Origin of the sequence: Pedobacter sp. Hv1 (genome assembly GCF_001412215.1) — a bacterium.
Lineage (GTDB): Bacteria > Bacteroidota > Bacteroidia > Sphingobacteriales > Sphingobacteriaceae > Pedobacter.
Map to the genome: position 1 here is coordinate 61030 of NZ_LLWP01000008.1, position 25258 is coordinate 86287.

26 protein-coding genes are annotated in these 25258 nt (G+C 36.3%); 9 read left to right on the forward strand and 17 right to left on the reverse strand.

Annotated elements, in window-relative coordinates:
- Positions 1 to 7: 7 nt before the first annotated feature.
- Both AQF98_RS14560 and AQF98_RS14565 read right to left on the reverse strand, forming a co-directional pair.
- On the reverse strand, positions 8 to 1060 hold the full coding sequence (locus AQF98_RS14560; protein ID WP_082435119.1) for a ferredoxin--NADP reductase: 1053 nt from the start codon (positions 1058 to 1060) through the stop codon (positions 8 to 10).
- Positions 1061 to 1172: 112 nt separating this feature from the next.
- On the reverse strand, positions 1173 to 1895 hold the full coding sequence (locus AQF98_RS14565; protein WP_235524234.1) for a lytic transglycosylase domain-containing protein: 723 nt from the start codon (positions 1893 to 1895) through the stop codon (positions 1173 to 1175).
- A 270-nt stretch (positions 1896 to 2165) separates the two neighbouring features.
- Here AQF98_RS14565 and AQF98_RS14570 point away from each other — a divergent pair, with 270 nt between their 5' ends.
- The 4 genes from AQF98_RS14570 (at position 2166) to AQF98_RS14585 (ending at position 5464) form a co-directional block, all read left to right on the forward strand.
- Entirely contained in the window at positions 2166 to 3602 is a 1437-nt protein-coding gene (locus tag AQF98_RS14570) for a pseudouridine synthase (RefSeq protein ID WP_055132695.1), read from the forward strand.
- Between the two features lie 71 nt (positions 3603 to 3673).
- Positions 3674 to 4780: a lactonase family protein gene (locus tag AQF98_RS14575; protein WP_055132696.1), complete on the forward strand. Its 1107-nt coding sequence runs from the start codon at positions 3674 to 3676 to the stop codon at positions 4778 to 4780.
- 8 nt (positions 4781 to 4788) lie between these two features.
- The gene (locus AQF98_RS14580) at positions 4789 to 5184 is read left to right on the forward strand and encodes a hypothetical protein (protein ID WP_055132697.1); all 396 of its coding nucleotides are present in this window, start codon (positions 4789 to 4791) and stop codon (positions 5182 to 5184) included.
- An 88-nt stretch (positions 5185 to 5272) separates the two neighbouring features.
- A complete protein-coding gene (locus tag AQF98_RS14585) occupies positions 5273 to 5464 on the forward strand; it encodes a hypothetical protein (RefSeq protein ID WP_152969728.1) in 192 nt (63 codons plus the stop codon).
- 62 nt (positions 5465 to 5526) lie between these two features.
- On the opposite strand, the gene bshA is transcribed toward AQF98_RS14585, so the two are convergent.
- The 6 genes from bshA to tilS all read right to left on the reverse strand — a co-directional run bounded on the left by bshA (position 5527) and on the right by tilS (position 10744).
- The gene (gene bshA / locus AQF98_RS14590) at positions 5527 to 6666 is read right to left on the reverse strand and encodes an N-acetyl-alpha-D-glucosaminyl L-malate synthase BshA (RefSeq protein ID WP_055132699.1); all 1140 of its coding nucleotides are present in this window, start codon (positions 6664 to 6666) and stop codon (positions 5527 to 5529) included.
- 145 nt (positions 6667 to 6811) lie between these two features.
- Positions 6812 to 7684 (reverse strand): alpha/beta hydrolase, encoded by an 873-nt coding sequence (locus AQF98_RS14595; protein WP_055132992.1) that lies wholly within the window; start codon positions 7682 to 7684, stop codon positions 6812 to 6814.
- 86 nt (positions 7685 to 7770) lie between these two features.
- On the reverse strand, positions 7771 to 8235 hold the full coding sequence (locus AQF98_RS14600) for a hypothetical protein (protein WP_055132700.1): 465 nt from the start codon (positions 8233 to 8235) through the stop codon (positions 7771 to 7773).
- A 3-nt stretch (positions 8236 to 8238) separates the two neighbouring features.
- A complete protein-coding gene (locus AQF98_RS14605) occupies positions 8239 to 8727 on the reverse strand; it encodes a hypothetical protein (RefSeq protein WP_055132701.1) in 489 nt (162 codons plus the stop codon).
- A gap of 150 nt (positions 8728 to 8877) precedes the next feature.
- Positions 8878 to 9360, reverse strand: coding sequence for a hypothetical protein (locus tag AQF98_RS14610; RefSeq protein ID WP_055132702.1), 483 nt, complete (start codon positions 9358 to 9360; stop codon positions 8878 to 8880).
- Positions 9361 to 9406: 46 nt separating this feature from the next.
- Positions 9407 to 10744 (reverse strand): tRNA lysidine(34) synthetase TilS, encoded by a 1338-nt coding sequence (tilS, locus tag AQF98_RS14615; RefSeq protein ID WP_055132703.1) that lies wholly within the window; start codon positions 10742 to 10744, stop codon positions 9407 to 9409.
- A 129-nt stretch (positions 10745 to 10873) separates the two neighbouring features.
- Here tilS and AQF98_RS14620 point away from each other — a divergent pair, with 129 nt between their 5' ends.
- Positions 10874 to 13144, forward strand: a complete 2271-nt coding sequence (locus AQF98_RS14620; protein ID WP_082435084.1) for an OstA-like protein — start codon at positions 10874 to 10876, stop codon at positions 13142 to 13144.
- 2 nt (positions 13145 to 13146) lie between these two features.
- Here AQF98_RS14620 and rdgB read toward each other — a convergent pair whose 3' ends face one another.
- Together rdgB and AQF98_RS14630 are read right to left on the reverse strand one after the other, a co-directional pair.
- Entirely contained in the window at positions 13147 to 13725 is a 579-nt protein-coding gene (gene rdgB, locus AQF98_RS14625) for an RdgB/HAM1 family non-canonical purine NTP pyrophosphatase (protein ID WP_055132705.1), read from the reverse strand.
- A 72-nt stretch (positions 13726 to 13797) separates the two neighbouring features.
- Entirely contained in the window at positions 13798 to 14406 is a 609-nt protein-coding gene (locus AQF98_RS14630) for a hypothetical protein (RefSeq protein ID WP_055132706.1), read from the reverse strand.
- Positions 14407 to 14513: 107 nt separating this feature from the next.
- Here AQF98_RS14630 and AQF98_RS14635 point away from each other — a divergent pair, with 107 nt between their 5' ends.
- From AQF98_RS14635 to AQF98_RS14650, 4 genes are all read left to right on the forward strand, one after another.
- On the forward strand, positions 14514 to 15104 hold the full coding sequence (locus tag AQF98_RS14635) for a hypothetical protein (protein ID WP_055132993.1): 591 nt from the start codon (positions 14514 to 14516) through the stop codon (positions 15102 to 15104).
- A gap of 59 nt (positions 15105 to 15163) precedes the next feature.
- On the forward strand, positions 15164 to 16525 hold the full coding sequence (locus AQF98_RS14640) for a peptidylprolyl isomerase (RefSeq protein WP_055132707.1): 1362 nt from the start codon (positions 15164 to 15166) through the stop codon (positions 16523 to 16525).
- 5 nt (positions 16526 to 16530) lie between these two features.
- The gene (locus tag AQF98_RS14645; RefSeq protein WP_055132708.1) at positions 16531 to 17493 is read left to right on the forward strand and encodes a MoxR family ATPase; all 963 of its coding nucleotides are present in this window, start codon (positions 16531 to 16533) and stop codon (positions 17491 to 17493) included.
- Between the two features lie 97 nt (positions 17494 to 17590).
- Positions 17591 to 17983, forward strand: coding sequence for a hypothetical protein (locus AQF98_RS14650; protein WP_055132709.1), 393 nt, complete (start codon positions 17591 to 17593; stop codon positions 17981 to 17983).
- Here AQF98_RS14650 and AQF98_RS14655 read toward each other — a convergent pair.
- The 7 genes from AQF98_RS14655 to AQF98_RS14685 form a co-directional block, all read right to left on the reverse strand.
- Entirely contained in the window at positions 17980 to 18858 is an 879-nt protein-coding gene (locus tag AQF98_RS14655) for a glycerophosphodiester phosphodiesterase (protein ID WP_055132710.1), read from the reverse strand. The two genes, AQF98_RS14650 and AQF98_RS14655, sit on opposite strands and share 4 nt — an antisense overlap.
- A 120-nt stretch (positions 18859 to 18978) precedes the next feature.
- Positions 18979 to 19833, reverse strand: coding sequence for a nuclear transport factor 2 family protein (locus AQF98_RS14660; RefSeq protein ID WP_055132711.1), 855 nt, complete (start codon positions 19831 to 19833; stop codon positions 18979 to 18981).
- 73 nt (positions 19834 to 19906) lie between these two features.
- Positions 19907 to 20896, reverse strand: coding sequence for a M28 family peptidase (locus AQF98_RS14665; RefSeq protein ID WP_055132712.1), 990 nt, complete (start codon positions 20894 to 20896; stop codon positions 19907 to 19909).
- A gap of 119 nt (positions 20897 to 21015) precedes the next feature.
- Positions 21016 to 22476 carry a cysteine--tRNA ligase gene (gene cysS / locus AQF98_RS14670; protein ID WP_055132713.1) on the reverse strand — a complete coding sequence of 487 codons (1461 nt, stop codon included), beginning with the start codon at positions 22474 to 22476 and terminating at the stop codon, positions 21016 to 21018.
- A gap of 50 nt (positions 22477 to 22526) precedes the next feature.
- The gene (locus AQF98_RS14675; protein ID WP_055132714.1) at positions 22527 to 23645 is read right to left on the reverse strand and encodes an endonuclease/exonuclease/phosphatase family protein; all 1119 of its coding nucleotides are present in this window, start codon (positions 23643 to 23645) and stop codon (positions 22527 to 22529) included.
- The gene (locus tag AQF98_RS14680) at positions 23645 to 24493 is read right to left on the reverse strand and encodes a rhomboid family intramembrane serine protease (RefSeq protein WP_055132715.1); all 849 of its coding nucleotides are present in this window, start codon (positions 24491 to 24493) and stop codon (positions 23645 to 23647) included. The genes AQF98_RS14675 and AQF98_RS14680 overlap by 1 nt, the downstream gene beginning before the upstream one ends.
- A complete protein-coding gene (locus tag AQF98_RS14685; RefSeq protein WP_055132716.1) occupies positions 24486 to 25178 on the reverse strand; it encodes a rhomboid family intramembrane serine protease in 693 nt (230 codons plus the stop codon). Before AQF98_RS14685 ends, AQF98_RS14680 begins: the two co-directional genes overlap by 8 nt.
- Positions 25179 to 25258 lie beyond the last annotated feature (80 nt).

Sequence of the window (25258 nt, forward strand, 5' to 3'; positions counted from 1 at the left end):
CCCCTTCTTAATCCCAAGTAATCGTTGTTTCATTTTCGGTAGGGCGTCCGGTACAAACTAAAACCCTTCCTTCGGCTATTTCCTGATCGGTTAACACTTCGTTGTAATCCATCTTTACATGACCAGAAATACAAGTTGCTGTACAAGTGCTACACACACCTCCACTACAACTGTAAGGCAGATTGATCTTATTTTCAAGTGCAACTTCTAAAATTCTTTTTGGATAAGGGATCAACAAGTGATGGGTATTTCCCCTAAAATGTAAATTAACAGAATAGGTATTGGTGTCTTTTACCTTTTCCGTCATGTCATCCTCATCTACCTCATCTTCTGGCAGCACAAAGGTTTCCCGTTTCACATGGCTTGGCTTAAAACCTGCACCTAGCAATGTAATGCGACAAACATCCATATAATCGACAGGGCCACAGGTATAGAACAAAGCATCATTTTTATCAAAACTGAGGTTCTCTTTCACCAATTGGTTAATCAAGAAACCATTGAGTCGAGCCCGCATTAGGTTTTTAGAATTGCTAAAAAGATGGATCACTTTTAACCTTTCTGGATAAGCGACCTGCCATTTGGCAATCTCTTCCATAAACAAGGTATCTTCAGCAGATCGACTGCTGTAGATCAATACAATTTTCGACTTGGTTTCTTTAACTAAAGCTGTTTTTAAGATCGATAAAAGTGGCGTAATTCCAACTCCAGCCGCAAACAAAAAAACGGTCCTTTCTGCTTTAGTTACTGGATGATAGGTAAATTGACCATTAGGTTCGCCAATCTCCACCAAATCGCCTACCGATAATTGATGATGGATAAACCTAGAGATTTCTCCATTCTCTACCAGTTTAACAGCTATGGTAAGCGGCTCATCAACATCAGGAGAGCTACAAAAAGAATATGACCGTCTTAACTCTCTTCCATTAACCTGAAAAACCAATGGCAAAAACTGACCAGCTTGATAAGCAAGCTTTAATCCATCCACCGTTTCGAAGCTGATGCTCAATACTTGGGTGGCTTGTTGATCTACAGAAATGACACGGAGTTTTTGCAATAACATATGGCTGCTAAAATAACAAATTAAAGGCTGATCAGAAAAGCGCTTCAAATGAAACAACAAAAAAGCCATCCCAACAAGTTGGAATGGCTTTCATCAGTTAGTTAAACAAATCTTATTCTACCATAGTATTTGTACTACCAGTATAAGCAATTAATGCTTTTTGGTTGGTATAACCATTACGTACAGGGTTTTCAAGAATTTCTTTCATTGATATGAGTTTGTAAACATATCCACCTGTTTCACGGTTCAATTTCATTTTGAAATAATTGTCTTGACTTTGCTTATTGATCTGCCTTTTCATATGTCCATCTCCAACATTATAGGCTGCTGCAACTAAAGTCCAGCTATCAAAAATGCCATATAACTCTTTAATGTACTTACAGGCTGCAATGGTAGATTTTTTTAAGTTTTTACGTTCATCTACTCTGCCGTTTACTTTCAAACCATAAATACGAGCAGTACCAGGCATAAATTGCCAATAACCTGCTGCGCCTTTTGGCGAGGTTCCGTCTTGCAGTCCCGATTCAACTAAGGGCATGTACTTAAAATCGTTTGGAATACCATAGGCTGCCAAAATAGGTTCAATAATAGGAAACCATTCTGCGGCTTTGCGGTGTAAACGATTTGTTTGCAGACTTTCATAGGCATAAGAAGCTAAAACTTTCTTCATTTTGCCTTTCACCTTATTATCGCCCAAAGGCAAGGTTTCATCTGCGAATTCTAATTGAGCAAAGGTAAATGCTGGCTCTTCAGCTTTTTTAACTATGGTGGTGAGATTGTTGTTTTTTAGATCTGTTTTTACTTCTGGTAGTGTATAAGCAAACACTTTTGCCATGACTAATAATGTTAAAATTATTACGCATGGAGTGAGGTGTTTCTTTATCATCTTCCTCCTTTTTTTGGTGAACAATTATAATTGGATTTGCAAAGATACAATACATTTAGTTAATTATCAAATAGTTACGTATTTTTCTGCAAAAATCGAGGTTTAAATGTGTTTAAACAGCGATTCCATTTTAATGATTTTAGCTTAATTTTTACGAAATAGATTGTTGCATTTTTATTATCTTTGCACCCGCATATTTTATGTGGTTAAAAGCGTATCATGATAAAAAACAATAACAGGAACAGTCGCGATGACAAGTCCAAGGCGGGCGGAAGCAACACAGGTAGAAGACCTGCAGGCACCGATAAACCCAAAGCAAGATTTAATGACAAAGACGGAAAAAACAATTCTGGATTTGACAAAAAAGAAGACAGGGATAAAGACAAACGCAAATCTGGTTTTGCGGCGGGCGACAAAAAAGAATACAAACCAAGAACAGCAAGAGATGGAGATTCGAAACCATACTCTTCTTCAAGACCATCAGCTGGGAAAGATTTCAAACCCAGATCCGATAGAGATGGTTCAGCCAAAGAATACAAACCAAGAGCGGCAAGAGATGGAGATTCTAAACCATACTCATCAAGACCATCAGCTGGAAAAGATTTCAAACCAAGAACCGAAAACAACGAAAAGGGTGGTTTTAAACCTTGGGAGAAAAAAGAAAGTGGCAACAGCGGATACAAGCCTAAAGCCTATAAAGAAGGAAGCTCTAGAGACGATTCTTCTGAAACCAAACGCAGCTACATTAAAAAAGACAATTACGCGAAAGACGGAGAAAAACCAAATTTTGCAGATAGAAAAGGCGGTACCTCTAGAAGTACAGACAGCCGTCCATATAGAAAAAGAGAAGATGGCGACTTTAAACGCAAGGATGACCGCGGCGAGCGTGTAGCACCAGCTACAAGAGCTAGAAAAAATGCTGCAGAACCAAAAGATGATGGTTTAATCCGTCTAAATCGTTATATCGCCAATTCAGGAATTTGTTCTCGTCGTAAGGCAGACGAATTGATCGAAGCCGGTGTAATTTCTGTAAATGGTGTACCAATTTCAGAGCTTGGACATAAAATTGATCCTTACAAAGACGAAGTACGTTACAATGGCGAATTGTTAAAACGTGAAAAGAAAGTTTACGTTTTATTGAATAAACCAAAAGATTATATCACCACAACCGACGATCCTCAAGAACGTAGAACCGTAATGCAATTGGTTGAAAAAGCCAGTCGCGAACGCATCTACCCTGTTGGACGTTTAGATAGAAATACAACTGGATTAATTTTAATGACCAATGATGGTGAGCTAGCTGATAAGTTATCGCACCCAAGAAATGGCATTACCAAAATTTACCATGTTGAATTGAGCAAAAACTTAAGTCAAGGCGATTTTAACAAAATCCAATTTGGATTGGAGTTAGAAGATGGTGTGATTAAGCCAGATAACATCTCTTATGTTGCTGGTGCAAGTAAAAAAGAAATCGGCATTCAGATCCATAGTGGTAAAAACAGAATTGTTCGTAGAATTTTCGAGCACTTAGGTTATGATGTGGTTAAACTAGACCGTGTGGTTTATGGTAACCTGACCAAAAAGGATCTGCCACGTGGCAGATGGCGTTTCTTAGAAGAACATGAATTGATTCAAATTAAACATTTGATAAAATAACCGATATTTTAAGTAATTTCACAAGATAAGACAACGAAAATCGTTGTCTTTTTTGTAGCAACCCATTTTACATGAAAAAGTCACTCTTCTTTATATTCACTTTAATTTTAGCATTTCAGGCTCAAGCTCAAAACTATAACTTATTGGTTGGCACTTACACCAATAAAGGAAATAGCGAGGGTATTTATGTATACGATTACAATAGTTTAACTGCCGAAACGAAATTGAAAAGTGTGGCTAAAAATGTGGTCAACCCTAGTTATTTAGCTGTAAGTAAAGATCGCAAGTTTGTATACAGTGTAAATGAAGATGGAAAAAATAGTGCAGTAAGTGCTTTCAGCTATGACCCTAAAAGTGGGAACCTAGTTTTTCTAAATAAAAAGGCAGCTGAAGGTGCAGATCCTTGCTACATTACAGTTGACGATAAAAATGTAATTGTAGCGAATTATAGTGGCGGTAACATTGCTGTTTTTGGTCGCAATGCTGATGGTTCATTAGGCGATGTGAAACAAATTGTGCAGCATACTGGAAAAAGTGTTGATGCCAAAAGACAGGCCAGCGCACATGTACACATGGTGCAGTTTACCCCTGATCAAAAATATCTACTGGTGAATGATCTTGGTGAAGACCAAACCTACATTTACAACTATAACCCGAACAGTAAAAATCAGGTTCTAACTGTTAAAAATGTAATTAAAACCAATGCAGGTTCTGGGCCAAGGCACTTAACTTTTAGTCCAAATGGAAAATTTGCCTATTTGGCCCATGAGTTTAACGGAAGTATTACTGCTTTTGCCTATTCAAATGGCAACTTAAATAAAATCCAGGAAGTTGGCTCAACGGTTAAAGATTTTACCGGCAGAATAGACGGAGCAGATATCCATATCTCAGCTGATGGTAAATTTTTGTATGAAACCAATCGAGGTGATGCCAATACGATTAGCACATTTGCAATACTGCCAACAGGAACTTTGAAATTGATAGAAACAATTAGCACTTTAGGTAAAGGTCCACGAAATTTCAGTATTGACCCTAATGGCAATTTCATATTGGTTGCCCACCAATACACCAACGATGTAGTAATTTTTAACCGCAATCAAACCACTGGTAAATTAAAAGATAGTGGCAAAAGAATTAATGTCGGCGTTCCGGTTTGTTTGGTATTTAGTAAAAAATAGCGTCCTACATGAAAAACAAACACTTAGCTCATCAGCATCGATTATCAAAATGGTTCTTAGCCTTATTTGTGTGCTTTGGCTTTTTTGTATTTGCTGGTGGCTTAAGTAATTCCCAACCGGGCCAACATAGAGCTGTACAAACAGAGCTCATTCTAAATGCGGTTCAAAAGAGCAACAAAAAACTTGTTGCTTATTACCATCTATTCGGTTCATTAAACAAGATACATTTCAATGGATTTACTTCTTTTGAAACCATTGTTTTAGTAAACCACCATCGCTCGCTACAAACAAAATTTAAGGTGCTTCAACAGCTGTATTCCAGTCGGGCTACTTTCTATTTTTCTCCTTTAAAAACCATCCCTCAAAGCTTTAAAGAAGAACCGCAATATTTTCTTTTAGGATAACCATCCTCCCCGCCAATTCACTTGGCTTTATTAACTATTTATTTTTTATTGAACCGATACTACTTGGTGTGGGTTAATTATGTATTGCATGAAATTTTTCAAAAAATTGATGCGGTTAATTGCATTGATATTTTTAATGTTACTAGCCACCGTAGGTGTGGGTTTAAGCGGAGGTATACCAATGCCATCTTCTGGAAGAAAAGAAAACACCATTGAGGTTAAAACAGAAGTGGAAGAAGAAGAAGAAGAAAGTCCAGATCAACAGATCAAGCCTCAATAAATTCCACTCCAACAAAAAAGCCATCAAGAAAATTTCTTGATGGCTTTTTTTGAGCTTTGGTATTATTTAGATACCAATGATTGTTGCAGCACCTCTGTATAATAATCGATATACATGGGTAATATTTTTTTAAGATCGAAATCTTTTGCACGCAGATAAGCATGCTCTTTAAATTCTTTTAAAGTCTCGTCATTTTCCAAGATGAGAACAGCTTTTTGCGCCATATCTTCTATATCGCCAACATTGCTCATGTAACCACAATAACCATCTACATTCAATTCTGGCAAACCACCAGCATTGGTAGTAATAATTGGCACCTTGCAGGCCATGGCCTCAAGCGCCGCCAGACCAAAACTTTCAGATTCTGAAGGCATTAAAAACAAGTCAGACACAGATAAGATTTCTTCAATGGCATCTTGTTTACCTAAAAACCTTACATTTTCGCAGATATTTAACTCCCTACACAATTGTTCATTGGCTGTACGTTCAGGGCCATCCCCCACCATCAATAATTTAGAAGGGATTTTTTCTTGCACCTTTTGAAACATTTTGATCACATCTTCTGTACGTTTTACCTTTCTAAAGTTCGAAGTATGGATTAAAATACGCTCATTGTTAGGCGCTATTGCTTTTTTGAAATGATCTTTGGGCTGTAAGCTAAAGCGGTTAAAATCTATAAAGTTTGGAATAACCTTAATTTCTTTCTGGATCTCGAAATGTTTATAGGTATCTTCTTTCAAATCTTCTGAAACCGTAGTTACACCATCACTTTGGTTAATAGAGAAAGTAACCACTGGTTTATAGGTGGCGTCTTTACCTACAAGCGTAATATCCGTTCCGTGCAAAGTGGTTACAAAAGGAATATTAATTCCGTAAGTAGCTAAAATTTGCTTGGCCATAAATGCTGCAGATGCATGTGGTATGGCATAATGTACGTGTAAAATATCAAGCTGCTCAAAACGCACCACATCTACCAACTTGCTAGCCAATGCAGACTCATACGGAGCGTAATCAAAAAGCGGATAATCTCTTACCGAAACCTCGTGGTAAAATAGGTTGGCAGAAAAAAAATCGAGCCGAGCTGGCTGACTATATGTGATAAAATGAACTTGATGGCCTTCATTAGCTAGTGCTTTACCTAATTCTGTAGCTACAACACCACTACCACCAAAGGTAGGATAACAAACAATTCCTATTTTCATTAATATGATTTCTATTTAAGAACAAATTCAATAAAGCAAATTAACCTATATCTTATTTAATTTGTGTTATCTATTGGTAATAAAATTAGGAGGTGCTTTTTATTTTACCAAAGCCTTCATCGTATCATCAATTGTTTGCGCTATCTTATTCTTTTGCTATTTTTGGATAGAGCAGTCTGAATGCATTGGCAACAGCCTGATGCATAATTGTTGCATGGTCTTCTTGTGGCAAATAGTCAAAATAGACTTTTACATTTTTGCTTTTGGTAGCTTTTATTTTTTCGGCCAATAGGTTCGCGTCTACCTCCATTACTCTGGGTAATTCAGTCGGGGTAAGCCCTTCTTTACCAACGCCAATATAAATTTCCGTTTGTTGAGTGAAATCGCCTTGCAAAATTTTTGAATCCTGACCTAAAAGTGAGCCATTGTCCCACCATAAACTTGGACTGATGATGATATATTTATTAAAAAGTGTGGGCTTCTTTAATAAAATCTCTGTTTCCAGTAATCCACCTAAAGACTGCCCTATAATCGTTTTAGAATTATTTGTACGGTATTTTTTTTCAATAAATGGTTGTAGCTCTTTCTCTATAAACGCAATAAATTGATCTGAATGTCCAGTAGTGGGAAATTTCTTTTTGTCTCTTTCAATTCTTGTCGGAAATGTAAAATCCCTCCTTCTGTCTACTGTTGCAATGCCTACAATAATTGATTTTGGCACTTGGTTGATCCATTCAAAACTATTGAATTGAACCAGTCCAACAATATGAATAAAATCTTCATCAGCCGAACCATCTAACAAATAGATTACAGGATATTTGGCTGCTTCATCTTGTTTGTAACCTTCTGGAAGGTAAATATTTAAAATTCTATTTTCTCCTAATTCTTTTGATTGTATTTCGTCAATTACACCCAATACAAAAGGTTTGGTATTTTCTTTTGGCATGGTCTTATTTGTTTGTCCAAAAGCCAATGTTGTAGAAAAAAGAAATGCAAAAACTATAAATATTCTATTCATTTTTATTTGTTTAATATTTGCAGTCATGTTCAATACAATACCTACAAACGCTCACAAAAATAACATCCTATTTTTATTAGAGCCTATTATTTATAATCATATTTGATCAAAGGCTTTTTATACGTCAATTTTCTTTCTTCTGTTTGAATTTCAGTTCGTAATAAAGCCACTTTTTCAATCTGTTTTTGATAACGGTCTAATGCTTTTTTTGCATCATCCTCATCATTTTTAGCTTTTTTGGCTAGTTTATCAGCAGCTTTAGCATCTATTGCACCAGACTTTAACTTCTCTGCAGCGTCTTTATGTTGTGTAGCTGATTCTTTAGCGTTGCCATTTGCTTCCAATAATTTAACTTGGAGTTTTTCAATGTCGGTCTCTCCTTCTGCCTCTTTGATTTTAAGTTCCTGAACTTTGATACTTAATTTGAGTGCATTTATTCGAGCATTCAAAATCCCTACTGAGTCTTTAGAAACTTTGGGAGTATATTGTTGTGCCTTTGTAAATCCATAACTTAAAAGGCCAATACAAATTATTAAAAATCCTTTTTTCATCTGTTATTTAACTGTTTTGGTTTCACTAAACTTTAGCTGTTGATCCATCTTTGCAATTTTAACCTTTAATTTCTCTATGCTGGTTTTTAAACTTGCGATATTCTTTTGATTAGACTTTAGATCATCGGCCAATTGATGTGCTTTTTTGGTATCATTATATAAAGATTTGGCTGCGCTTTTGGCTTTCTTGGCCACCTTCTGGTCTCCAGCATTTGCGGTCATCTTAGCAGACAAATCCTTGCTTTCTTTAGTCGATTTAACTACCCTTTCATTTGCTGTAGCGATATTTTTTTCCAGCTTTTGTGTTTGGGCTTCTGCATTAGCCAATTTAATCTTCAACCCATTTAATTTTGTAGTTTCTTTTAGCAATGCCTCTCTAGTTTTCAAAACCTCTACCGGAACAGGTTTCGGAGCTTGCTGTGCATTGCTCAAACCTGCAAATGAAATGAATAATGTGGTAATGCCTAAAATTAAAATCTGTTTATTTTTCATATCTCAATAATTTATTTTCAACTTAATCATGCAAGAATAATACCCTATGCTAAATAGGACTATAACTTAACAGAAAGCAATCTAATGCTTTAGATTTAAGAAACAAGATATAGATTTTTGGGGAAATAAATCCCAGTTCGGCAATTATTATTAGCTTTTCATTTCGGCCTGGATCACCAAATACATCTCATTAGGACGTTGTGTTCCGATAAAATATTCCAGTCCATCTCTATCGGTTAAAACTACGGCATCTTTACCAGAAGAATAAAACCTGATGCTTCCTTTACGGTGCAGGTTATACACTGGATTATTGAACACATAGTTGCTATAGGTGGCCTTGCGAACTTTTACAATACTGTTTAAATCAATTTTCACTTTTTTGGCTGTCCATAAACCATCAATAATGACACTCTTATTTTCGATACGGATTTTATACTGGATCAGGAAAAGAAGAATAATGGAAACCCCGATGATACCAAAACCTACAACTAAGAAAAGGTCAACTGTATTGTCGCGGTCGCGTTCGTAAACATATGCAGCAAAACAGAATGCGGCCATTACTAGCCTTATCGCAATACGAATGTAATCGCGACCGATGTACTGTTTTTCGATATAAACATGTTTCTGATCCATTATTGATGGGCTTATTTTCTTCTCCTAGCTCCAATGAGCCTACAAACTAGGATGATTGATTTAACAGTTCGAATATAGCAACTTTTTTTGTTGTAGCACTTACTTTATATCTATTGTCTTGACGTAAACCCGCTACCCAAATAATTTCACCATTGCCATTTAAGAGCAATGGAACTTTATCTTTTTTGGGCAATGGAACTTTTTCGTCGATCAAGAAATCGCTTAATTTTTTATACTGTTTCATTCCCAATGGCATAAACTTATCGCCATCTTGCCTAAAACGGACAACCAGTGGAAAAATGAGTTGATCTAAATCCACAAATGCTTGATTTGGATTGTTTGCTATCGAATTCGAATCTGTATAATGCAGGGAAATGATTTGCTCGCCAATTGAAATAGTGGTATCATTTGGGTGTATAAAATGATGTGGTACCTGCTGTATTGGCAAAGCCGAGATCATTACGTCTGTTCTATTGATCGTTGCCCTGTGTGTGCTACTGTAAAATGAAGTTCCGCTTTGTTTGGCTAATGAACTTAAAATTTCATCTACCACAACACTGGTAAAATGATAGGGAGCCAACAATTCAAAAAACAACAGTTTTTGAGGTCGAAGTTTTTTAATTTTCTCGATAGAAAGATAAACATCACCGGCTTTTTCTTCAATCATTTCTGATCTTGTACTGGCCACTACTTGTTGTAAAACTTCTTCAGTTTCTGCAAAACGAATAATATTTTGTGCAAAAGTATGCTCCAAGTTTGGGTTAATTTCTCGCAACTGCGGGATGACCTGAAGTCGGATTTTATTTCTAGCGTACTTTGTACTTTCGTTTGAACTGTCTTCTACAAAGTCGATCTGATTTTCAGAAATTAATTGATCTATATCTAATCGTGATAAAAACAGCAATGGCCTTACCAATTTATCCCTTTTAGGTAAAATACCATGCATTCCACTAATGCCCGTACCACGGGTTAGGTTTAACAAGAGCGTTTCTATCGAATCGTTTTGGTGATGTGCTAAAGCTATAAAATCATACTTTTCTGCTTTCCTAATTTCCTCAAACCAGGCATACCTTAAGTCTCTAGCGGCCATCTGTGTAGAAATCTGATGCTTTTCGGCATAAGTTTTCGTATCAAAATGGGTTACATGTAGCCGAACACCTAAATTAGCGGCCAATAACTTTACAAATGCTTCGTCACGTTGAGCTTCGCCCTCGCGTAAATTAAAATTGCAATGGGCTATACTAAATTGATATCCTGCGAGTTTAAATAGCTGAACCATTAAAACAGAGTCCTTGCCCCCACTTACGGCCAACAGTATTTTATCCGTTTTGGTAAAAAGGGCATTTTTTTTGATGTAAGCCGTAAACTGTGCTATTGGTAACATGGTTCAAAAATATTTAATTTAAGTAGCATAAGCTTGCATCTTCAAAAAAAAATAAAAACAGACTGCCAATCTCCAATTAACAGGTAACAAGGATATAACCTAATTAAAATAAAACCCTAACTTTGTAAAGTGCAGAAATTACGCTTTTTCTTCCTTCTCATCTTATTTCCGAGCCTATTGTTTGCTCAGGAAAAATCAAAAGTACAATTGATCAGTTCATCATCTGTGCAAGTTGATAACAAAAAAAATATCAGTTATCTTAAAAACCCAACATTTAAGCACGATAATGCTACGTTAAGTTGTGATAGTGCTGTATTTTATAACGACCTTAACTATTTTGAGGCTTTCAGAAATGTACATATCAACCAGGCAGATACTGTTAATATTTTTTCTGACCTGCTCAATTACGAAGGCAATAAGAAAATGGCGCATTTAATTAACAATGTGCGCATGGTTGACCCTAAATCGACATTGACCACCAATATATTGGATTACGATATGGCGCTAAAAATTGGCACTTATATCAATGGGGGTAAAATTGTAAATAAAGATAAAGATGTTACGCTAACTAGTAAAAAAGGATGGTATTTTGCCAATACAAGCGATGCCTATTTTAGATATAATGTAGATGTAGTTACCCCGCAAGCCAATATCAAATCGGACACCTTAGTTTACAATACCACCAGTAATTGGGCCTTTTTTCATGGTCCTACCAATATTAAGGGTAAAGATGATAACCTCTATACCGAAAATGGCGCCTACAATACCAAAAGCGAAAATGCTTTATTTGGCAAAAAAAATCTATATACACAGGGAACTAAATCGTTAAAAGGTGATAGTTTATATTATTTTGGCAAACTGGGCTATGGTAAGGCGGTTAAAAATATCGTTTTTATAGACACAGAAGACAAAATGCTTTTACGAGGGCAATTGGGCGAATATTATAAAATAGATGAGCGAGTTGTGGTGACCAAAAATGCCTACATAGGTATGGGAACTGCAGATTCGGTATTAGTGAACAGTAAAAAAATTCCTGATAGTTTATGGATAGGTGCCGATACTTTACAGGCACAAATGGTACTGCAGAAAACATTAACACTAATTCCTACTCCAGTAATTTTAAAGGATAACGAAATAGGGGCAGAAACTGAAAAGGAGAAAAAAGAAAAGGCCGCTGCAAAAGCCCAAGCAGCTGCTGAGGCCGCCGCTGCCAAAGTACCGAAGCCAAAAGCTGCTGCAACTAAAACAGAAAAAAAACCTGAAAAATTAAGCCGAAAAGAAAGAAAAGAAGCTGAAAAAGCGGCCAAGGAGGCAAAAGATGCAAAGGATGTAATTCCACCCGTGCCCAAACCACCAGACAGTACCAAGCTAAAGCCAGATAGCATTCGAATAGATAGTGTCAAAAAAGAAACGGTAAAAAAAGATAGTCTATTACTTTCGTTAAAGAAACCTGTTTTAAAAGACAGCACAAAAACAATAGAGAAAGCAATTGCCAAAGACGTTAATGTAAAAAATGCTGTGCCTGTGGTTGGAGCAAAAACACCAGTTGTAAAAGGTATTGTCCAAAAGCCTTTGGTTAAAGATACACTCCCCTTTAACCCTGCTGATACGGTAAGAACCCGAGCAATTAAGGCTTACCACAATGTAAGGGTGTTTAAAGCAAATTTACAGGCCAAATCTGATTCGCTATTTTACACGGCTGCAGACTCTACCTTAAGATGGTACCAAGACCCGATGATCTGGTCTGAGAATTCGCAACAAACCGGCGACACCATTTATGTGCAGTTCAAGAACAAGAAAATAAACACCATACAAGTATTAAAAAATGGGTTTATGGTAAATACCGAAGGCGATTCTACCAAATTTAACCAAGTGAAAGGCAAACTCATTACTGGCTTTTTTAGCGAAGGAGAGTTAAGAACGATGTATGTTGATGGCAATGCAGAAAGTATCTATTTTACCAAAGACAATGATGGCGACCACATGAACCAAATGATCAGTGGAAGGATCAAATTTACTTTTAAGGATAAAGAATTGAAGGGTGTAATGTCGGTAAAAGACAATGAAGGTGCCTATAGCTCTAATCAAGATATTCCAAAAGAATCGCATTTAACCGGTTTTATCTGGAAACCAGAACTGAGGCCAACTAGTAAAGCAGATATCATTAAAGGCCGACCAATTGCTAAAAAGGAAGTGAAGCCTTCTACTACACCATCAAAAACAACACCTAAAGGCAAAGACCCATCAGGAATCAAACCCATTTTACCTACTAAAAAGCCGACAACAGACAACACTAAAAACGCTGGTAAGAGTTTAGTCCCTGTGGCAAAACCTATATTAGATAAAGTTAAAATGGATAGTGTTAAGGTAGATACGACAAAGACACCCGTTAAAAATTAAAACTAGTTGCTTTGCAAAAAGTCTATTAATTTTTTCATGGCCAATGCCCGGTGGCTAATCTTATTTTTTTGTGCAAGATCCATCTCTGCAAATGTTACCTCATAGCCGTCTGGTTCAAAAATTGGATCGTAACCAAATCCTTTATCACCTTTTGGTGCAGTTCTGAGCTTGCCATAAATTACACCTTCGAAAATATAATTGACGTCATTTTGAATAAGAGAAATCACAGTTTTGAAACGGGCGTTTCGGTTGCTTATCCCTTCCATTTTTTTAAGCAGAAACATCATGTTTTCATAATCGCCCCTTGCACCACTGTACCTGGCCGAATAAATTCCTGGTTCATTATTAAGGGCTTCAACCTCTAGTCCACTGTCGTCTGCAAAACAATCTATCTGGTAGTTTTGTACTACATACGAACTTTTTAAAGTAGCATTTTCTGCAAAGCTATCTCCTGTTTCTGGAATATCAGCCTCACAGCCAATATCAAGCAAATTTAATATTTGATAGGTTGGTGCCAATAATTCACGTACCTCAAGGGTTTTGTTTTGATTATTGGTAGCAAAAACTAATTGATTGGGCATTTTAGTAATTAATTGGTAGGTATTCGTTTTGGTAGGTATTCCAGCTTCAAACCATTCTAACTACCTTTTATGCTATTTTAGTTGTTGTAAGCTACCCCAAAGTGTTTTTTTACTCAACTGATCGCTGTCTAAGTCGTGTAGGTTTTTGGTAAATACAAATCTTGTCTCGTCGAGCTTAACAATTTGATGTAGGGCCTGCTCATTTAATTTAAGTTGTGTAGTTGTAACTCCAAAAGACAATACCAATTGGCAGTTAAAGAAACCTTTTAAATCTTCGAAGGTAGCCGTTGGATAATGTGCATAATTGACCAATGCAAAATCATTATTGGTCAACTCAATCGCTTTAACCAATTTTCTCAACAGCTCTGTACCCACTGTAGTACTTACTTTATTTTCCTGATCATGTACCAGAATTAGGATGCCTTTTTGGTTTTTCCCTAAAAATTCGAAACTAGATTCTCTTTTTAGGGTTGGCATTGGCTCTTCAACTACTCCAGTTTCCTTCGGTAAATTTTCATAAGATACATTTACCGTTGGCAGGGTAATAATTTCAGCAATTTTCACTTCAGCTACGCTAACAGGCTCTACAGAAGCAATTTGATTTTTATCTTCTACCATAAATATATCTTCGGTAAAAAATAAACGCAAGGCTTCAGCGTTACTTGTTAGTTGGCTATTCATCAAATTTATTTTATTAAAATATTTTCTGTTAAAATTAGTTAAATATCTTATTATAGCGGCTTAATTTGTTACTTTTATCCATTAAAAATATATTGTTGTTGTCTTTTGTGAGAAAAGTCTATTGTATTTCTATTTTATGCTTTCTTAATATCGCTTCATTTGCGCAAAATGTGGCCTCTGTTAATGGAAAATCAATAAGTAGTAAAGAGTTTATGTGGGTTTATAAAAAAAACCATGCAGGTGTGGCCAGTGCTTCTTATCAAGAGTTAGCTGCCTACTTAGACCTTTATATTAATTTCAAATTAAAAGTAATTGATGCAAAAGGAATGGGCCTAGATGTAGATACTGCTTACAAAAAAGAGATTAATGGATATGAACAAGCATTAAAGGCTCAAAAGAAAGCATCTCCAAAAAACATTGAATATAATTTCATTATGAACGAGTATAGAGAGGGCGTTCTTATGTTTAATGTATCAGAAAAAAAGGTGTGGAGCAAAGTGCAAGACAACGACAGCCAATTACGTGATTTCTATAGCAAATACATCAACAAATATGATGGCAAAGGCTTTGATGAAGTAAAAGGACAGGTAATTGCAGATTACCAACAAAACTTGGAAGACGACTGGATTAGATTACTAAAATTAAAATATACGGTTAAAGTTAACGACGATGAATTGAGGAAATTGGCTAAACTCTAGCAAAATTTCATAAACGAATTAATATTAACTTTGCCTTAAATACAATTGAATAAAATAGAATGAAGAAATTTTTGTTAATAGCAGGTGGTCTAATGTGCCTGTTTATAAATGTACAAGCTCAAAAGAAGAACCTGGATAAAGTAGTGGCGGTAGTAGGGAGCAATATTATCCTTTTGTCTGACCTGAACCAACAATATGCCATCTACCTTAATCAAGGAAACCCTGCAGACGACAGAGCCAAATGCTTCTTCTTACAGCAAATGCTCACACAAAAACTATTGAAACAACAAGCAGAAATCGATTCAATTATGGTTGATGATGCCCAAGTTGATGATGAGCTTGATAAACGTATGCGTTATCAGATTCAACGTATGGGTGGTCAAGAAAAACTAGAGAATTTCTTACATAAATCGATATTGCAATATAAAGATGAAATGAGACCTGACATTAAGGAAGGTTTGATTGCTAGAAAAATGCAGGCTAAAATTACAGAACATGCCACCATTACTCCTTTAGAAGTAAAACAGTATTTCAACACTTATCAAAAAGATAGTTTGCCTGATATTGGTACAGAAGTAGAGGTTGGCGAGATTGTGCTTTATCCTAAATTAACTAAAGCAGAGAAACAAAAATCTTATGATAGACTTGATGCCATCAGGTTACGTATCAAAAGTGGTGAAGATTTTGCCTTCTTAGCGAAGTCTTATTCTGAAGACCCAGGTTCTGCTGCAGAGGGTGGCGACTATGGCTTTATTGACAGAACTACCATGGTTAAGGAGTTTACGGCATGGGCATTTAAATTAAAAGCTGGAGAGATGTCGCCAGTTTTTGAAACTGAATTTGGCTACCATATTGTACAAGTATTGGAGCGAAGAGGTGAGCAAGCACACGTAAGACACATTTTAATTAAACCTCAAACTACTCCTGCCAGTTTAGAAAGAGTAAGATTAAAGGCTGATAGTATTTATAAAGATATTGCAGCTAAAAAACTAAGTTTCTTTAATGCTGCTTCTTTATACTCTGACAATAGAGAAACCCAATACAATGGTGGTATGATGTTGTATGCTGACGAATTAACTTCAAGAACAACTTTTATTCCGGTAGAGAAATTAGACCCTGCAGTATTTTTGGTTGTTGATACCATGAAAGTTGGCGAAGTTTCTAAACCTATTGAATTTAAAAGTCAGCAAGATGGCAAAGAAGGTTTTAAAATTTTCTTACTAAAATCTAAGATCCCTCCTCACAAAGGTAACCTAGAGCAAGACTATACTAAATTTAAAGAAAGAGCGCAAGAAGATAAAAATTCAAAGATTGTTAGCGATTGGTTTGAAAAACGTAAAGAAACAACGTATATTAGAATTGATGACGAATTTGCATCTTGCGACGAAATGAAACTCTGGGTTAAAAAAGAAAAAAAATAGTTTACATGCAGTTTAACAATGAAGTAGAGGCTGTAAACGCACTGCACCAATCTTATAAAAACATTAAGGCCGAAATAGGCAAAGTTGTTATCGGGCAAGACGAGATTATCAAATCAGTACTCATTGCAATTTTTAGCAATGGGCATTGCCTTTTAGTTGGTGTACCGGGCTTAGCCAAAACCTTATTGGTACAAACTGTTTCTAGCGTACTGGATCTTAACTTTAACCGCATCCAGTTTACACCAGATTTAATGCCGAGTGACATTATCGGTGCCGAGATTTTAGGTGAAGACAGACATTTCAAGTTTATCAAAGGCCCGATTTTTTCTAACATCATTTTGGCAGATGAGATCAATCGCACGCCACCAAAAACGCAAGCAGCTTTGTTAGAAGCTATGCAAGAAAAATCGGTAACGGCAGCTGGACATACCCATCATTTGCCTCAACCTTTCTTCGTTTTGGCTACACAAAACCCTATTGAACAAGAAGGAACCTATCCACTTCCTGAAGCACAATTGGATCGTTTCATGTTTAACATTCAGTTAAACTACCCATCATTTGCTGACGAGCTGACTGTTGTAAAAAACACCACAAGCAATAGAGAAGTTCAATTAGAAAAGATCATTAGTGCTAGTGAAATTCAATATTTCCAGAAACTGGTTAGAAATATTCCGATTACCGACAATGTATTAGAATATGCTGTTAAATTGGCCGCCAAAACTAGGCCTAATACGGCTTTAGCCTCAGCAGCAATCAACGATTACATTTCTTGGGGTGCTGGGCCAAGGGCATCTCAGTTTTTGGTATTGGGTGCCAAATGCCATGCAGCCATCTCTGGTAAATATGCACCAGACATTGAAGACGTACAAGCCGTAGCAGAACCTATTTTGCGCCACCGTATTGTACGAAACTACAGAGCTGAAGCAGAAGGCTTATCGATTGAACAGATCATTAAAGATTTATTCTAGATCTCTTATTTTTCTTTTTATTTCTTATCTGAAAATCAAGCTGTTATTTGGTTTTAGCTAGTTATTTGTTATTTTAGATAAATACTACCTAGAGAACATGAGAAAAAATTTGATGATTTTGGCATTAGCCATTGGTACCTCAACAAGTGTCTATGCAAATAGATATGTTGTTGCAAAAGAAAACCCATCTATTATTAAACTTGATGAGGTAAAAATCACTTTAAATTTAGGAAACATCACTCACCTTAAAAAAAGCGAGGTTAAGCAAAAAATTAAAGATTTGTTAAATAGCATGGATCAATTCGGTACAGAGTCAGCTCTATCTTTTAAAGTGAATGTAAAGGCCACAGCTGATTCAAAAGAGCTTAAGAATTTACAAATTGAAGCCTCTGTTTCTGGAAAGCGAGAAAGTGTAAAAAAGGAAGTTAAGTCGTTATCCAATATCTTATTTGATAGTATGAAGGAATTAACAAAAATTGACCTCCCCTAGTTCAATTGCCCCATGATATTGGGATAATCGGTAATGATTCCATCTACACCCAAACCCATTAAATATTGCAGGTCCTTGATAGAATTTACCGTCCATGGTATAATCTTGATCCCTGCTGCATGACATTTATCGACCAAAGTTTTGCCCACTAGTACTGAATAAGGGCTATAGATTGTTGGGTTAAAACCCAAGTCTTTGATGTTGTTTTCAAAATCTTCTTTTTCGTCGATACCTAAAGATGTACGTATTTTCGGATATTTTTGGTGTACATACTGTAAGGTACGAATGTCAAAAGATTGGATAATCACCCTTTTTTCTAATTTCTTTTGCTTTACAATAGCCATAATAATCTCTACGTATTCTTCTGGGCTGGGTTGAAACTCGCCATCCCCTTTACGGATCAACTTGGTCTCGATATTGTAATCTGGTTTGGCCAATTTATTTAATTTTACATAAGCTTCTACAGAATCTATCAATTCGCCCAGTAAGGGTTTATATACTTTAAATTTTTGCTGTCCTAAAAAACGGGGATGAATTTTACTGCCTACATCAAATTTTTTAACCTCGGCATAATCCATTTGATAGATGTTATATTTCTTCTCCTCTTTTAGGGTAATTGGTTTACCATCTGGAGTTAAGCTAAACTCGTGGTTAAAATAAGGCTCTTGCGACACTACAGCTTGTTTATCTTTTGAAATGACAATATCCATCTCTAAGGTAGTTACCCCTAATTGTAGCCCTTTAATCATGGCTGGAATGGTATTTTCTGGCATAATACCTCTTGCCCCACGGTGACCCTGCACATCAAATTTTTTCTGGGCAAAAGCATGAATTGAAATCGTTAAAACGGCTATTAAAAGTAAGTTTTTCTTCATTATAAAATCTTCTTCAATAATAACGCCAAGATGTTTGGCTTATTGGCTTATTTAGGTTAATACGCATAAAAAAAGGACTTCTGCTTAGCGGAAATCCTTTTTTATATAGGGGTTGTTCAATTAGCGTACGGCCAAAGTAAACAGCTGGGTAGTGATGTTCCAGCTAAAATCTGCCTGACGTTCCCAGATAAATACATAATGGAAACTTTCTCTCAAATCTGTTTTGTAATCAATAGTAGCAATTCCATAAGTATAAGCAATATCTCCACCTAAAGCCTTATCCGCTGAAGTAGTTTTTAAGGTAATCTTATCAATCATTCTATTGTTAAATGCTTGAATCTTATCTTTTCCTACAATTAGGTCGGTTCCAGGGAACATCAACTGGGCATCTGGATTTAAGAACCCTGCAAAAGCACTTGCGCCATGAGTTTTCAACATGGTATTCAATGTTTTTTCTGTGGTGTAGATGATATCTCTACTTGCTTTTATTTCTTTATCTGTAGCAAATTTTGGCGAGTAATGATCTTTTGGTTCTTTAAAGTTTGGAGCAACGTTAACCAAAGGTCTGTTGGTTTCTGCACCAAGATCTAAAATATACTCCCATTTTCCTTCTTTGGCTCTCCAAATTGACAAATAGTGTCCATAAGATTTTGGCTCACCATCTACTACATAACTTCCAGAGGTAAAACCTAAATCTCCGCTTCTTGCTACTCTTGCATAGTTCACTGTCCAGTTCAGGTTTTTCATGTCTGGTGCAGTGGCGTAAAAAGTTTTTGCATTTACCGGATTTGGTCTAAATACGATGGCATCACTTGCCGCATATTTTACGAAAGCTTCTCTAGTTCCATTTTTTGTAGCTGCTTCTGCAAAAGCTTTCTCAGCATTTACTAAAGATTTGGTTGTTCCATCTGCTTTTTGTGCAAAAGCACTTAGGCTTAAAGATGCGGCTAAAACCGTATATATAATTTTCTTCATTGTTAATAGTAATATGGTACGAATATAAGATTAGAATAATAAGCTGAAATAAAAAGTAATTAACAATTACACACTAGCTGGCTGGTTTTTCGCGATAGATTGTTTCCAATACCGTTTGTCCAACTGCATTTAAAGTATTTTTATCAATATTGTTTAAGTTATCTAATTGGGTATGCCAGTTCCTATAAAAATTTCCATCTTCTGAATAATCAATAATATCAATAGTTGGAATACCTGCTTGGTTCATCCAAAAATGGTCATCAATTAAGTTTGGAGAAGGTTTATGAATGAAATAAGCTGAAAACCCGATTTCATTACCAATATCCCAAACTTTTTTCAACACATTAGGTGCGTATTTTCTAGAAACCTCATCTTGTAAGAACTGGGCATTTCCGCCACCCACCATATCGAGGTTAATGGCATATAATGCTTTGTATCCTTTTACATGTGGATTTTTTGCCCAATGTTGTGACCCTAGGCACCAAGTGCTTTCATTTGGTGTTTGGTCACTGCCCTTTCCATAATCTTCAATGTCCCACAAAATAAAATCAACACCTACATTTGGTTGTTTCTGTTGTATTTGACGAGCCATTTCTAAAATTACCGCTACCCCACTTGCACCATCATTTGCGGCATCAAAAGCTTTGTTCTTCATCTCTTCATCTTTGTCTGCATCAGAAAATGGGCGAGCATCCCAATGGGCGGTAATTAAAATCCTATCTTTTTGAGCAGGGTTAAATGAAGCAATGATATTTTTTAAGGTGTGGCTTTTGCCATCGTAGGTTTTAACAGGTGCTTCTTGTACCATTACTTCGCCACCAAAAGATTTCAGTTTTTTAACCAGATATGCTACGCATTTGGCATGTGCTTCGGTTGATGGAATACGTGGACCAAAATCTACTTGCGCTTTGGTATAAGCAAAAGCACTATCTGCATTAAACGCTGGCGAAATCAATTTAACCTCGCTTACTACAGTTTCCTTTTCTTCGGCCGGTTTGTCATTTCTACATGCTTGTAAACTCGCCAATGCAATTAAAGGAAGTATTAAAAGTTTTTTATTCATCTCTGTATGCTTTTATTTAGAGGGAATGGGTAATAGGAAATAGGGAATAGGGAATAGTAAATGGTGAATAGGAAATAGAGAATGGGGATGTAAATAGATGCTGCCCCCATTCTTTCTTTTTAATTTTTGCTCCAAGTTGTACCGTCTTTACTATCCTTTAACTGGATGCCTATATTTTGAAGACCAACACGAATCAAATCAGATGTGGCGTAATCTTTATTCTCTTTAGCATCTTTTCGCAGAGCGATTACCATATCCAATACCTCATTGAGTTCAGTATTGCTCGAGTCTTCATCTTTTAGTCCAAAAACTTCAAATATAAAATCGTGCATTAAGGTTTTCAGTTTAGCCAGCTCACTAGCAGAGATTTTTAAAGCCCCATCATAAACCGTATTGATGATACGAGCCGCTTCAAACAGTTCTGCAATAACTACAGGGCTATTGAAATCGTCGTTCATTGCATTTTCGCAATTTAGTTTAATTGGATCAATTTCTACATCGCCTTGCTCGCTTGCTGTTAGCTTTGGCAATAAACTTACTGCATTCATCAATCGTCTAAAGCCCTTTTCTGATGCATCTAGCGCATCATTTGAAAAATCTAACGTACTGCGGTAATGTGCCTGCAACATAAAGAATTTAACAGTCATTGGGCTATAACCTTTTCTCAACAAAGGATGGTTACCAGTAAACAATTCGCCTGGTAAAAAGCCATTACCTGCCGATTTAGACATCCTTGTACCATTTACCGTTAACATATTGGTATGCATCCAATATTTAGCAGGTTGATGATGGCTACATGCTTCCGATTGTGCAATTTCATTGGTATGGTGCGTTGCCGCCAAGTCCATTCCACCTCCGTGGATGTCAAATTCTTGTCCAAGGTATTTAGCACTCATGGCAGAACATTCAATATGCCAACCTGGGAAACCCATACCCCATGGGGATGCCCATTGCATTAAAGTTTCTGGCTTTGCTTTGATCCAAAGTGCAAAATCTAACCTACCATGTTTATCATCTTGTCCGCCCAGTTCTCTGGTATTGGCCAACATGTCTTCTAAATTACGGTTGGTTAAAATGGTATAATTATATTGTTGACTGTATTTTTCTACATCGAAATAAATGGTGCCATTTACTTCATAAGCATAACCATTGTTGATAATGGTCTTGATCATCTCAATCTGCTCAATGATATGCCCTGTTGCTGTAGGTTCAATGCTAGGTGGCAAAGTATTAAACATGCGCAATACCTCATGGAAACCCAATGTATATTTTTGTACAATTTCCATTGGTTCCAATTGCTCTAACTTTGCTCTTTTTGCAAATTTATCATCACCCTCATCTCTATCTCCTTCTAAGTGGCCAGCATCGGTAATATTTCTTACATAGCGCACCTTGTAGCCACTGTATTTTAAATACCTGAAAATCAGATCAAATGAAATAAAAGTACGACAATTACCCAAATGTACATCACTGTAAACAGTTGGTCCACACACATACATACCCACATGCGGGGCATTTAAAGGTTGGAATAATTCCTTTTTCCGAGAAATGGTATTATATAATTGAAGGTCTTGTTTCATGCTGCAAATGTAAATAAAAGCCCCATATCTTTTAAGTAGAAAGGGTAAACTTAAGGTTTCGATGACTTTAAACGCAAGTCGCTACGTACGGGAAAATGATCTGATAATTTGGCTTCTATAATATGGTAATTGGTAATTTCAATATCTGGTGTAGTGGCAATATAATCGATCTGAAAATTAGGGAATTTGCCATTGTAGGTACGCCCTAAGCCTCTACCCTGTTTCACGAAAGCATTGTTTAACGAATCGGTCATTTTTGTAACGGCATAAGATGCAGGTGTGTCGTTAAAATCGCCAGCTATGAGGTAAGGTGTTTTACAAGTTTTCATGTGCGCTTTCATTAGATCTACTTGTGCACTTCTCTTCTTAAAAGCCTCTCTCAACATCTTTGCAATTCTTTTTGATGAACCTACCTTTGGTGCATCCATTTCTTTAACCTTATCGATATAGGTATAATCCTCTTTTTCGAAAGAAATAGATTGTAAATGCACATTGTAAATTCTCAGCGGATTACCTTTAATATTCAGGTCAACATAAATACTTTCGTTTCCTGAACCAGGTTCAAAAACAATATTTCCGCGATCTTCAATAGGGTGCTTAGAAAAAATAGCCAAACCTATAGCCTCTGTTCTACTTCTCATGGTTGGTTGGAAGTAGTAATAGCTGGTATTGAGCAGTTTCATCAAACTGTCAACCGTATCATAAGGTCCTTTAAAGCGTGTATAAAATTCTTGGAAACAAATGACATCTGGATTTTGCTCTTTAACCACATTCAGCATTTTTTCTTTCACCTCGATGGTATTCTTGTCTCCATAAGGTTTAAAATTATGCACGTTATAAGTCATCATTCTTACTAATTCTGCCTCTTCTTTTTGATGGTCTCCAATATTTCCGAAAAGACCGAATGTTGCAATCAAGGTACTCCAACCAGAAAAAATTACTACAAGCGTAGCCAAAGAGAAGATCCATCTGCTCCTGATTACCCACCAGAACAATACTATAAAATTGGCCAACAAGAAAAAAGGATAAGCCAGTCCGAAAAAAGCAAGGACAATATGTTGGCGGGGATCATTTTTACCCGCTAAGACACCACAAATTAACCCAACAGCCATTGCAATGGCTACGAGTATCATTAGTTTGTCCAATAATGTCAGCTTTTTCTTCTTCATTAATTTTTGCTTGCCTTAAACAAAGTTTCTTTTTCTGCTCTGCTCAATTGATCATACCCACTTTTAGAAATTTTATCTAATATGAGATCTATCTCTTTCTGGTTTACTGTATTGGTATTCTTTTCGGTTTTGTTGTTTTTAACCACCTTCAATTTAGGTTTTTTCTTGAAAACACTACTTAGATCTGTACCGTTTTGTAGCAGTTTAACATATACAAAACCAAATAGTGCACCACCTAAATGCGCAATGCTTCCGCCTGCATTGTAAGATTGCATGGCTATAATATCTAAAATTACGTAAACAAATAAAAGGTATTTGATCTTTACATCGCCAACAAATAACAAGCGAATGCTATAATTGGGTACTAATGTAGCAGCGGCAGCAAAAACTGCCATTACAGCTGCAGAGGAGCCAACAACCGTACTGCTATTTGCTACTGGCTGAAAAACAGGAACCAGGTTATAAATTAATGCGTAAAAAATCGCCCCCAATATGCCTCCTCCTAAATACACAAAATGGAATTGACGAGGTTTTACAAAATCCAAGAATATTTGTCCCATCCAATAGAGCCAAAGCAAATTGAACAAAACATGGAAGAAATCGCGATGGAAAAACTGATAGGTTAAAAGGGTATAAAACCTTGTAAGCCATAAATCTGGTGACGATGGAAAAGCCAAATATTCATTGATAAAGCCATCTACCACACCAGGCATTTTAGCGAAGAAGAAAACAACACTTAATAAAGAAAAAACAATAAAAATGAGGGCATTGATCCCAATATACAACAATACGGGATTGCCCGACTTAAATAATTTAAGCTTTAAATCTGACCATAGGCTATTATTCATAATAATCGTAATAGGTATTTTTGTTCTTCCATAATTTAACTAAGATGTAACCTAATAATGCACCACCCAAATGCGCAAAGTGGGCAATCGAATCTCCCTGAAACCTAGCTACACCTAAGAACAATTCGATAACGATATATACAGGAATGATATATTTTGCCTTTACAGGAACAGGAATAAACATAATGTACATTTCTAAATTGGGATACAGCATAGCGAAGGCCACCAATATACCAAATATGGCTCCAGAGGCACCCACCATTGGTCCAAAATAAATGCCCTGTAAGGTTCTTACATATTCCTGACTTACGCTAAGTGTAGTTAGATCGTTTATTGGCGAACCTGTAATCTGGTAAACCTCAAAAGCTTGAACCGCCCATTGCAAGGCTAATGCACCTAAACCGGTAATGAGATAAAAGTTGATAAAACGTTTACCCCCCCAATGCGCTTCCAATATGCTCCCAAAAGAATACAAGGCAAACATATTAAAAAAGATATGCGCCATATTTGCATGCATAAACATGTAGGTAATAGGCTGCCAAACATTAAAAAGTGGAGAGTTGAAATAGAAAACAGCTAGGTATTTAGTCAATTCAATTCCCTGTTGTTCAAAAAGCCAAGTCGCAAAAAAGAAAATCACATTAATAATGAGTAAATTCTTAACTACTGGGGTAATATTGTTCATATATTATTCGTTTGTTGTTCTTTGTATTGGGGAATAGGAAATAGAAAATGGGGAATGGTAAATAGGGAATAGTTAATTTG

Excerpts from the sequence above, each read along its gene's own strand:
- AQF98_RS14560 (WP_082435119.1), bottom strand. The coding sequence starts at position 1,060 with ATGTTATTGCAAAAACTCCGTGTCATTTCTGTAGATCAACAAGCCACC.
- AQF98_RS14565 (WP_235524234.1), bottom strand. The coding sequence starts at position 1,895 with ATGGCAAAAGTGTTTGCTTATACACTACCAGAAGTAAAAACAGATCTA.
- AQF98_RS14570 (WP_055132695.1), top strand. The coding sequence starts at position 2,166 with ATGATAAAAAACAATAACAGGAACAGTCGCGATGACAAGTCCAAGGCG.
- AQF98_RS14575 (WP_055132696.1), top strand. The coding sequence starts at position 3,674 with ATGAAAAAGTCACTCTTCTTTATATTCACTTTAATTTTAGCATTTCAG.
- AQF98_RS14580 (WP_055132697.1), top strand. The coding sequence starts at position 4,789 with ATGAAAAACAAACACTTAGCTCATCAGCATCGATTATCAAAATGGTTC.
- AQF98_RS14585 (WP_152969728.1), top strand. The coding sequence starts at position 5,273 with ATGAAATTTTTCAAAAAATTGATGCGGTTAATTGCATTGATATTTTTA.
- bshA (WP_055132699.1), bottom strand. The coding sequence starts at position 6,666 with ATGAAAATAGGAATTGTTTGTTATCCTACCTTTGGTGGTAGTGGTGTT.
- AQF98_RS14595 (WP_055132992.1), bottom strand. The coding sequence starts at position 7,684 with ATGAATAGAATATTTATAGTTTTTGCATTTCTTTTTTCTACAACATTG.
- AQF98_RS14600 (WP_055132700.1), bottom strand. The coding sequence starts at position 8,235 with ATGAAAAAAGGATTTTTAATAATTTGTATTGGCCTTTTAAGTTATGGA.
- AQF98_RS14605 (WP_055132701.1), bottom strand. The coding sequence starts at position 8,727 with ATGAAAAATAAACAGATTTTAATTTTAGGCATTACCACATTATTCATT.
- AQF98_RS14610 (WP_055132702.1), bottom strand. The coding sequence starts at position 9,360 with ATGGATCAGAAACATGTTTATATCGAAAAACAGTACATCGGTCGCGAT.
- tilS (WP_055132703.1), bottom strand. The coding sequence starts at position 10,744 with ATGTTACCAATAGCACAGTTTACGGCTTACATCAAAAAAAATGCCCTT.
- rdgB (WP_055132705.1), bottom strand. The coding sequence starts at position 13,725 with ATGCCCAATCAATTAGTTTTTGCTACCAATAATCAAAACAAAACCCTT.
- AQF98_RS14630 (WP_055132706.1), bottom strand. The coding sequence starts at position 14,406 with ATGAATAGCCAACTAACAAGTAACGCTGAAGCCTTGCGTTTATTTTTT.
- AQF98_RS14640 (WP_055132707.1), top strand. The coding sequence starts at position 15,164 with ATGAAGAAATTTTTGTTAATAGCAGGTGGTCTAATGTGCCTGTTTATA.
- AQF98_RS14645 (WP_055132708.1), top strand. The coding sequence starts at position 16,531 with ATGCAGTTTAACAATGAAGTAGAGGCTGTAAACGCACTGCACCAATCT.
- AQF98_RS14650 (WP_055132709.1), top strand. The coding sequence starts at position 17,591 with ATGAGAAAAAATTTGATGATTTTGGCATTAGCCATTGGTACCTCAACA.
- AQF98_RS14655 (WP_055132710.1), bottom strand. The coding sequence starts at position 18,858 with ATGAAGAAAAACTTACTTTTAATAGCCGTTTTAACGATTTCAATTCAT.
- AQF98_RS14660 (WP_055132711.1), bottom strand. The coding sequence starts at position 19,833 with ATGAAGAAAATTATATATACGGTTTTAGCCGCATCTTTAAGCCTAAGT.
- AQF98_RS14665 (WP_055132712.1), bottom strand. The coding sequence starts at position 20,896 with ATGAATAAAAAACTTTTAATACTTCCTTTAATTGCATTGGCGAGTTTA.
- cysS (WP_055132713.1), bottom strand. The coding sequence starts at position 22,476 with ATGAAACAAGACCTTCAATTATATAATACCATTTCTCGGAAAAAGGAA.
- AQF98_RS14675 (WP_055132714.1), bottom strand. The coding sequence starts at position 23,645 with ATGAAGAAGAAAAAGCTGACATTATTGGACAAACTAATGATACTCGTA.
- AQF98_RS14680 (WP_055132715.1), bottom strand. The coding sequence starts at position 24,493 with ATGAATAATAGCCTATGGTCAGATTTAAAGCTTAAATTATTTAAGTCG.
- AQF98_RS14685 (WP_055132716.1), bottom strand. The coding sequence starts at position 25,178 with ATGAACAATATTACCCCAGTAGTTAAGAATTTACTCATTATTAATGTG.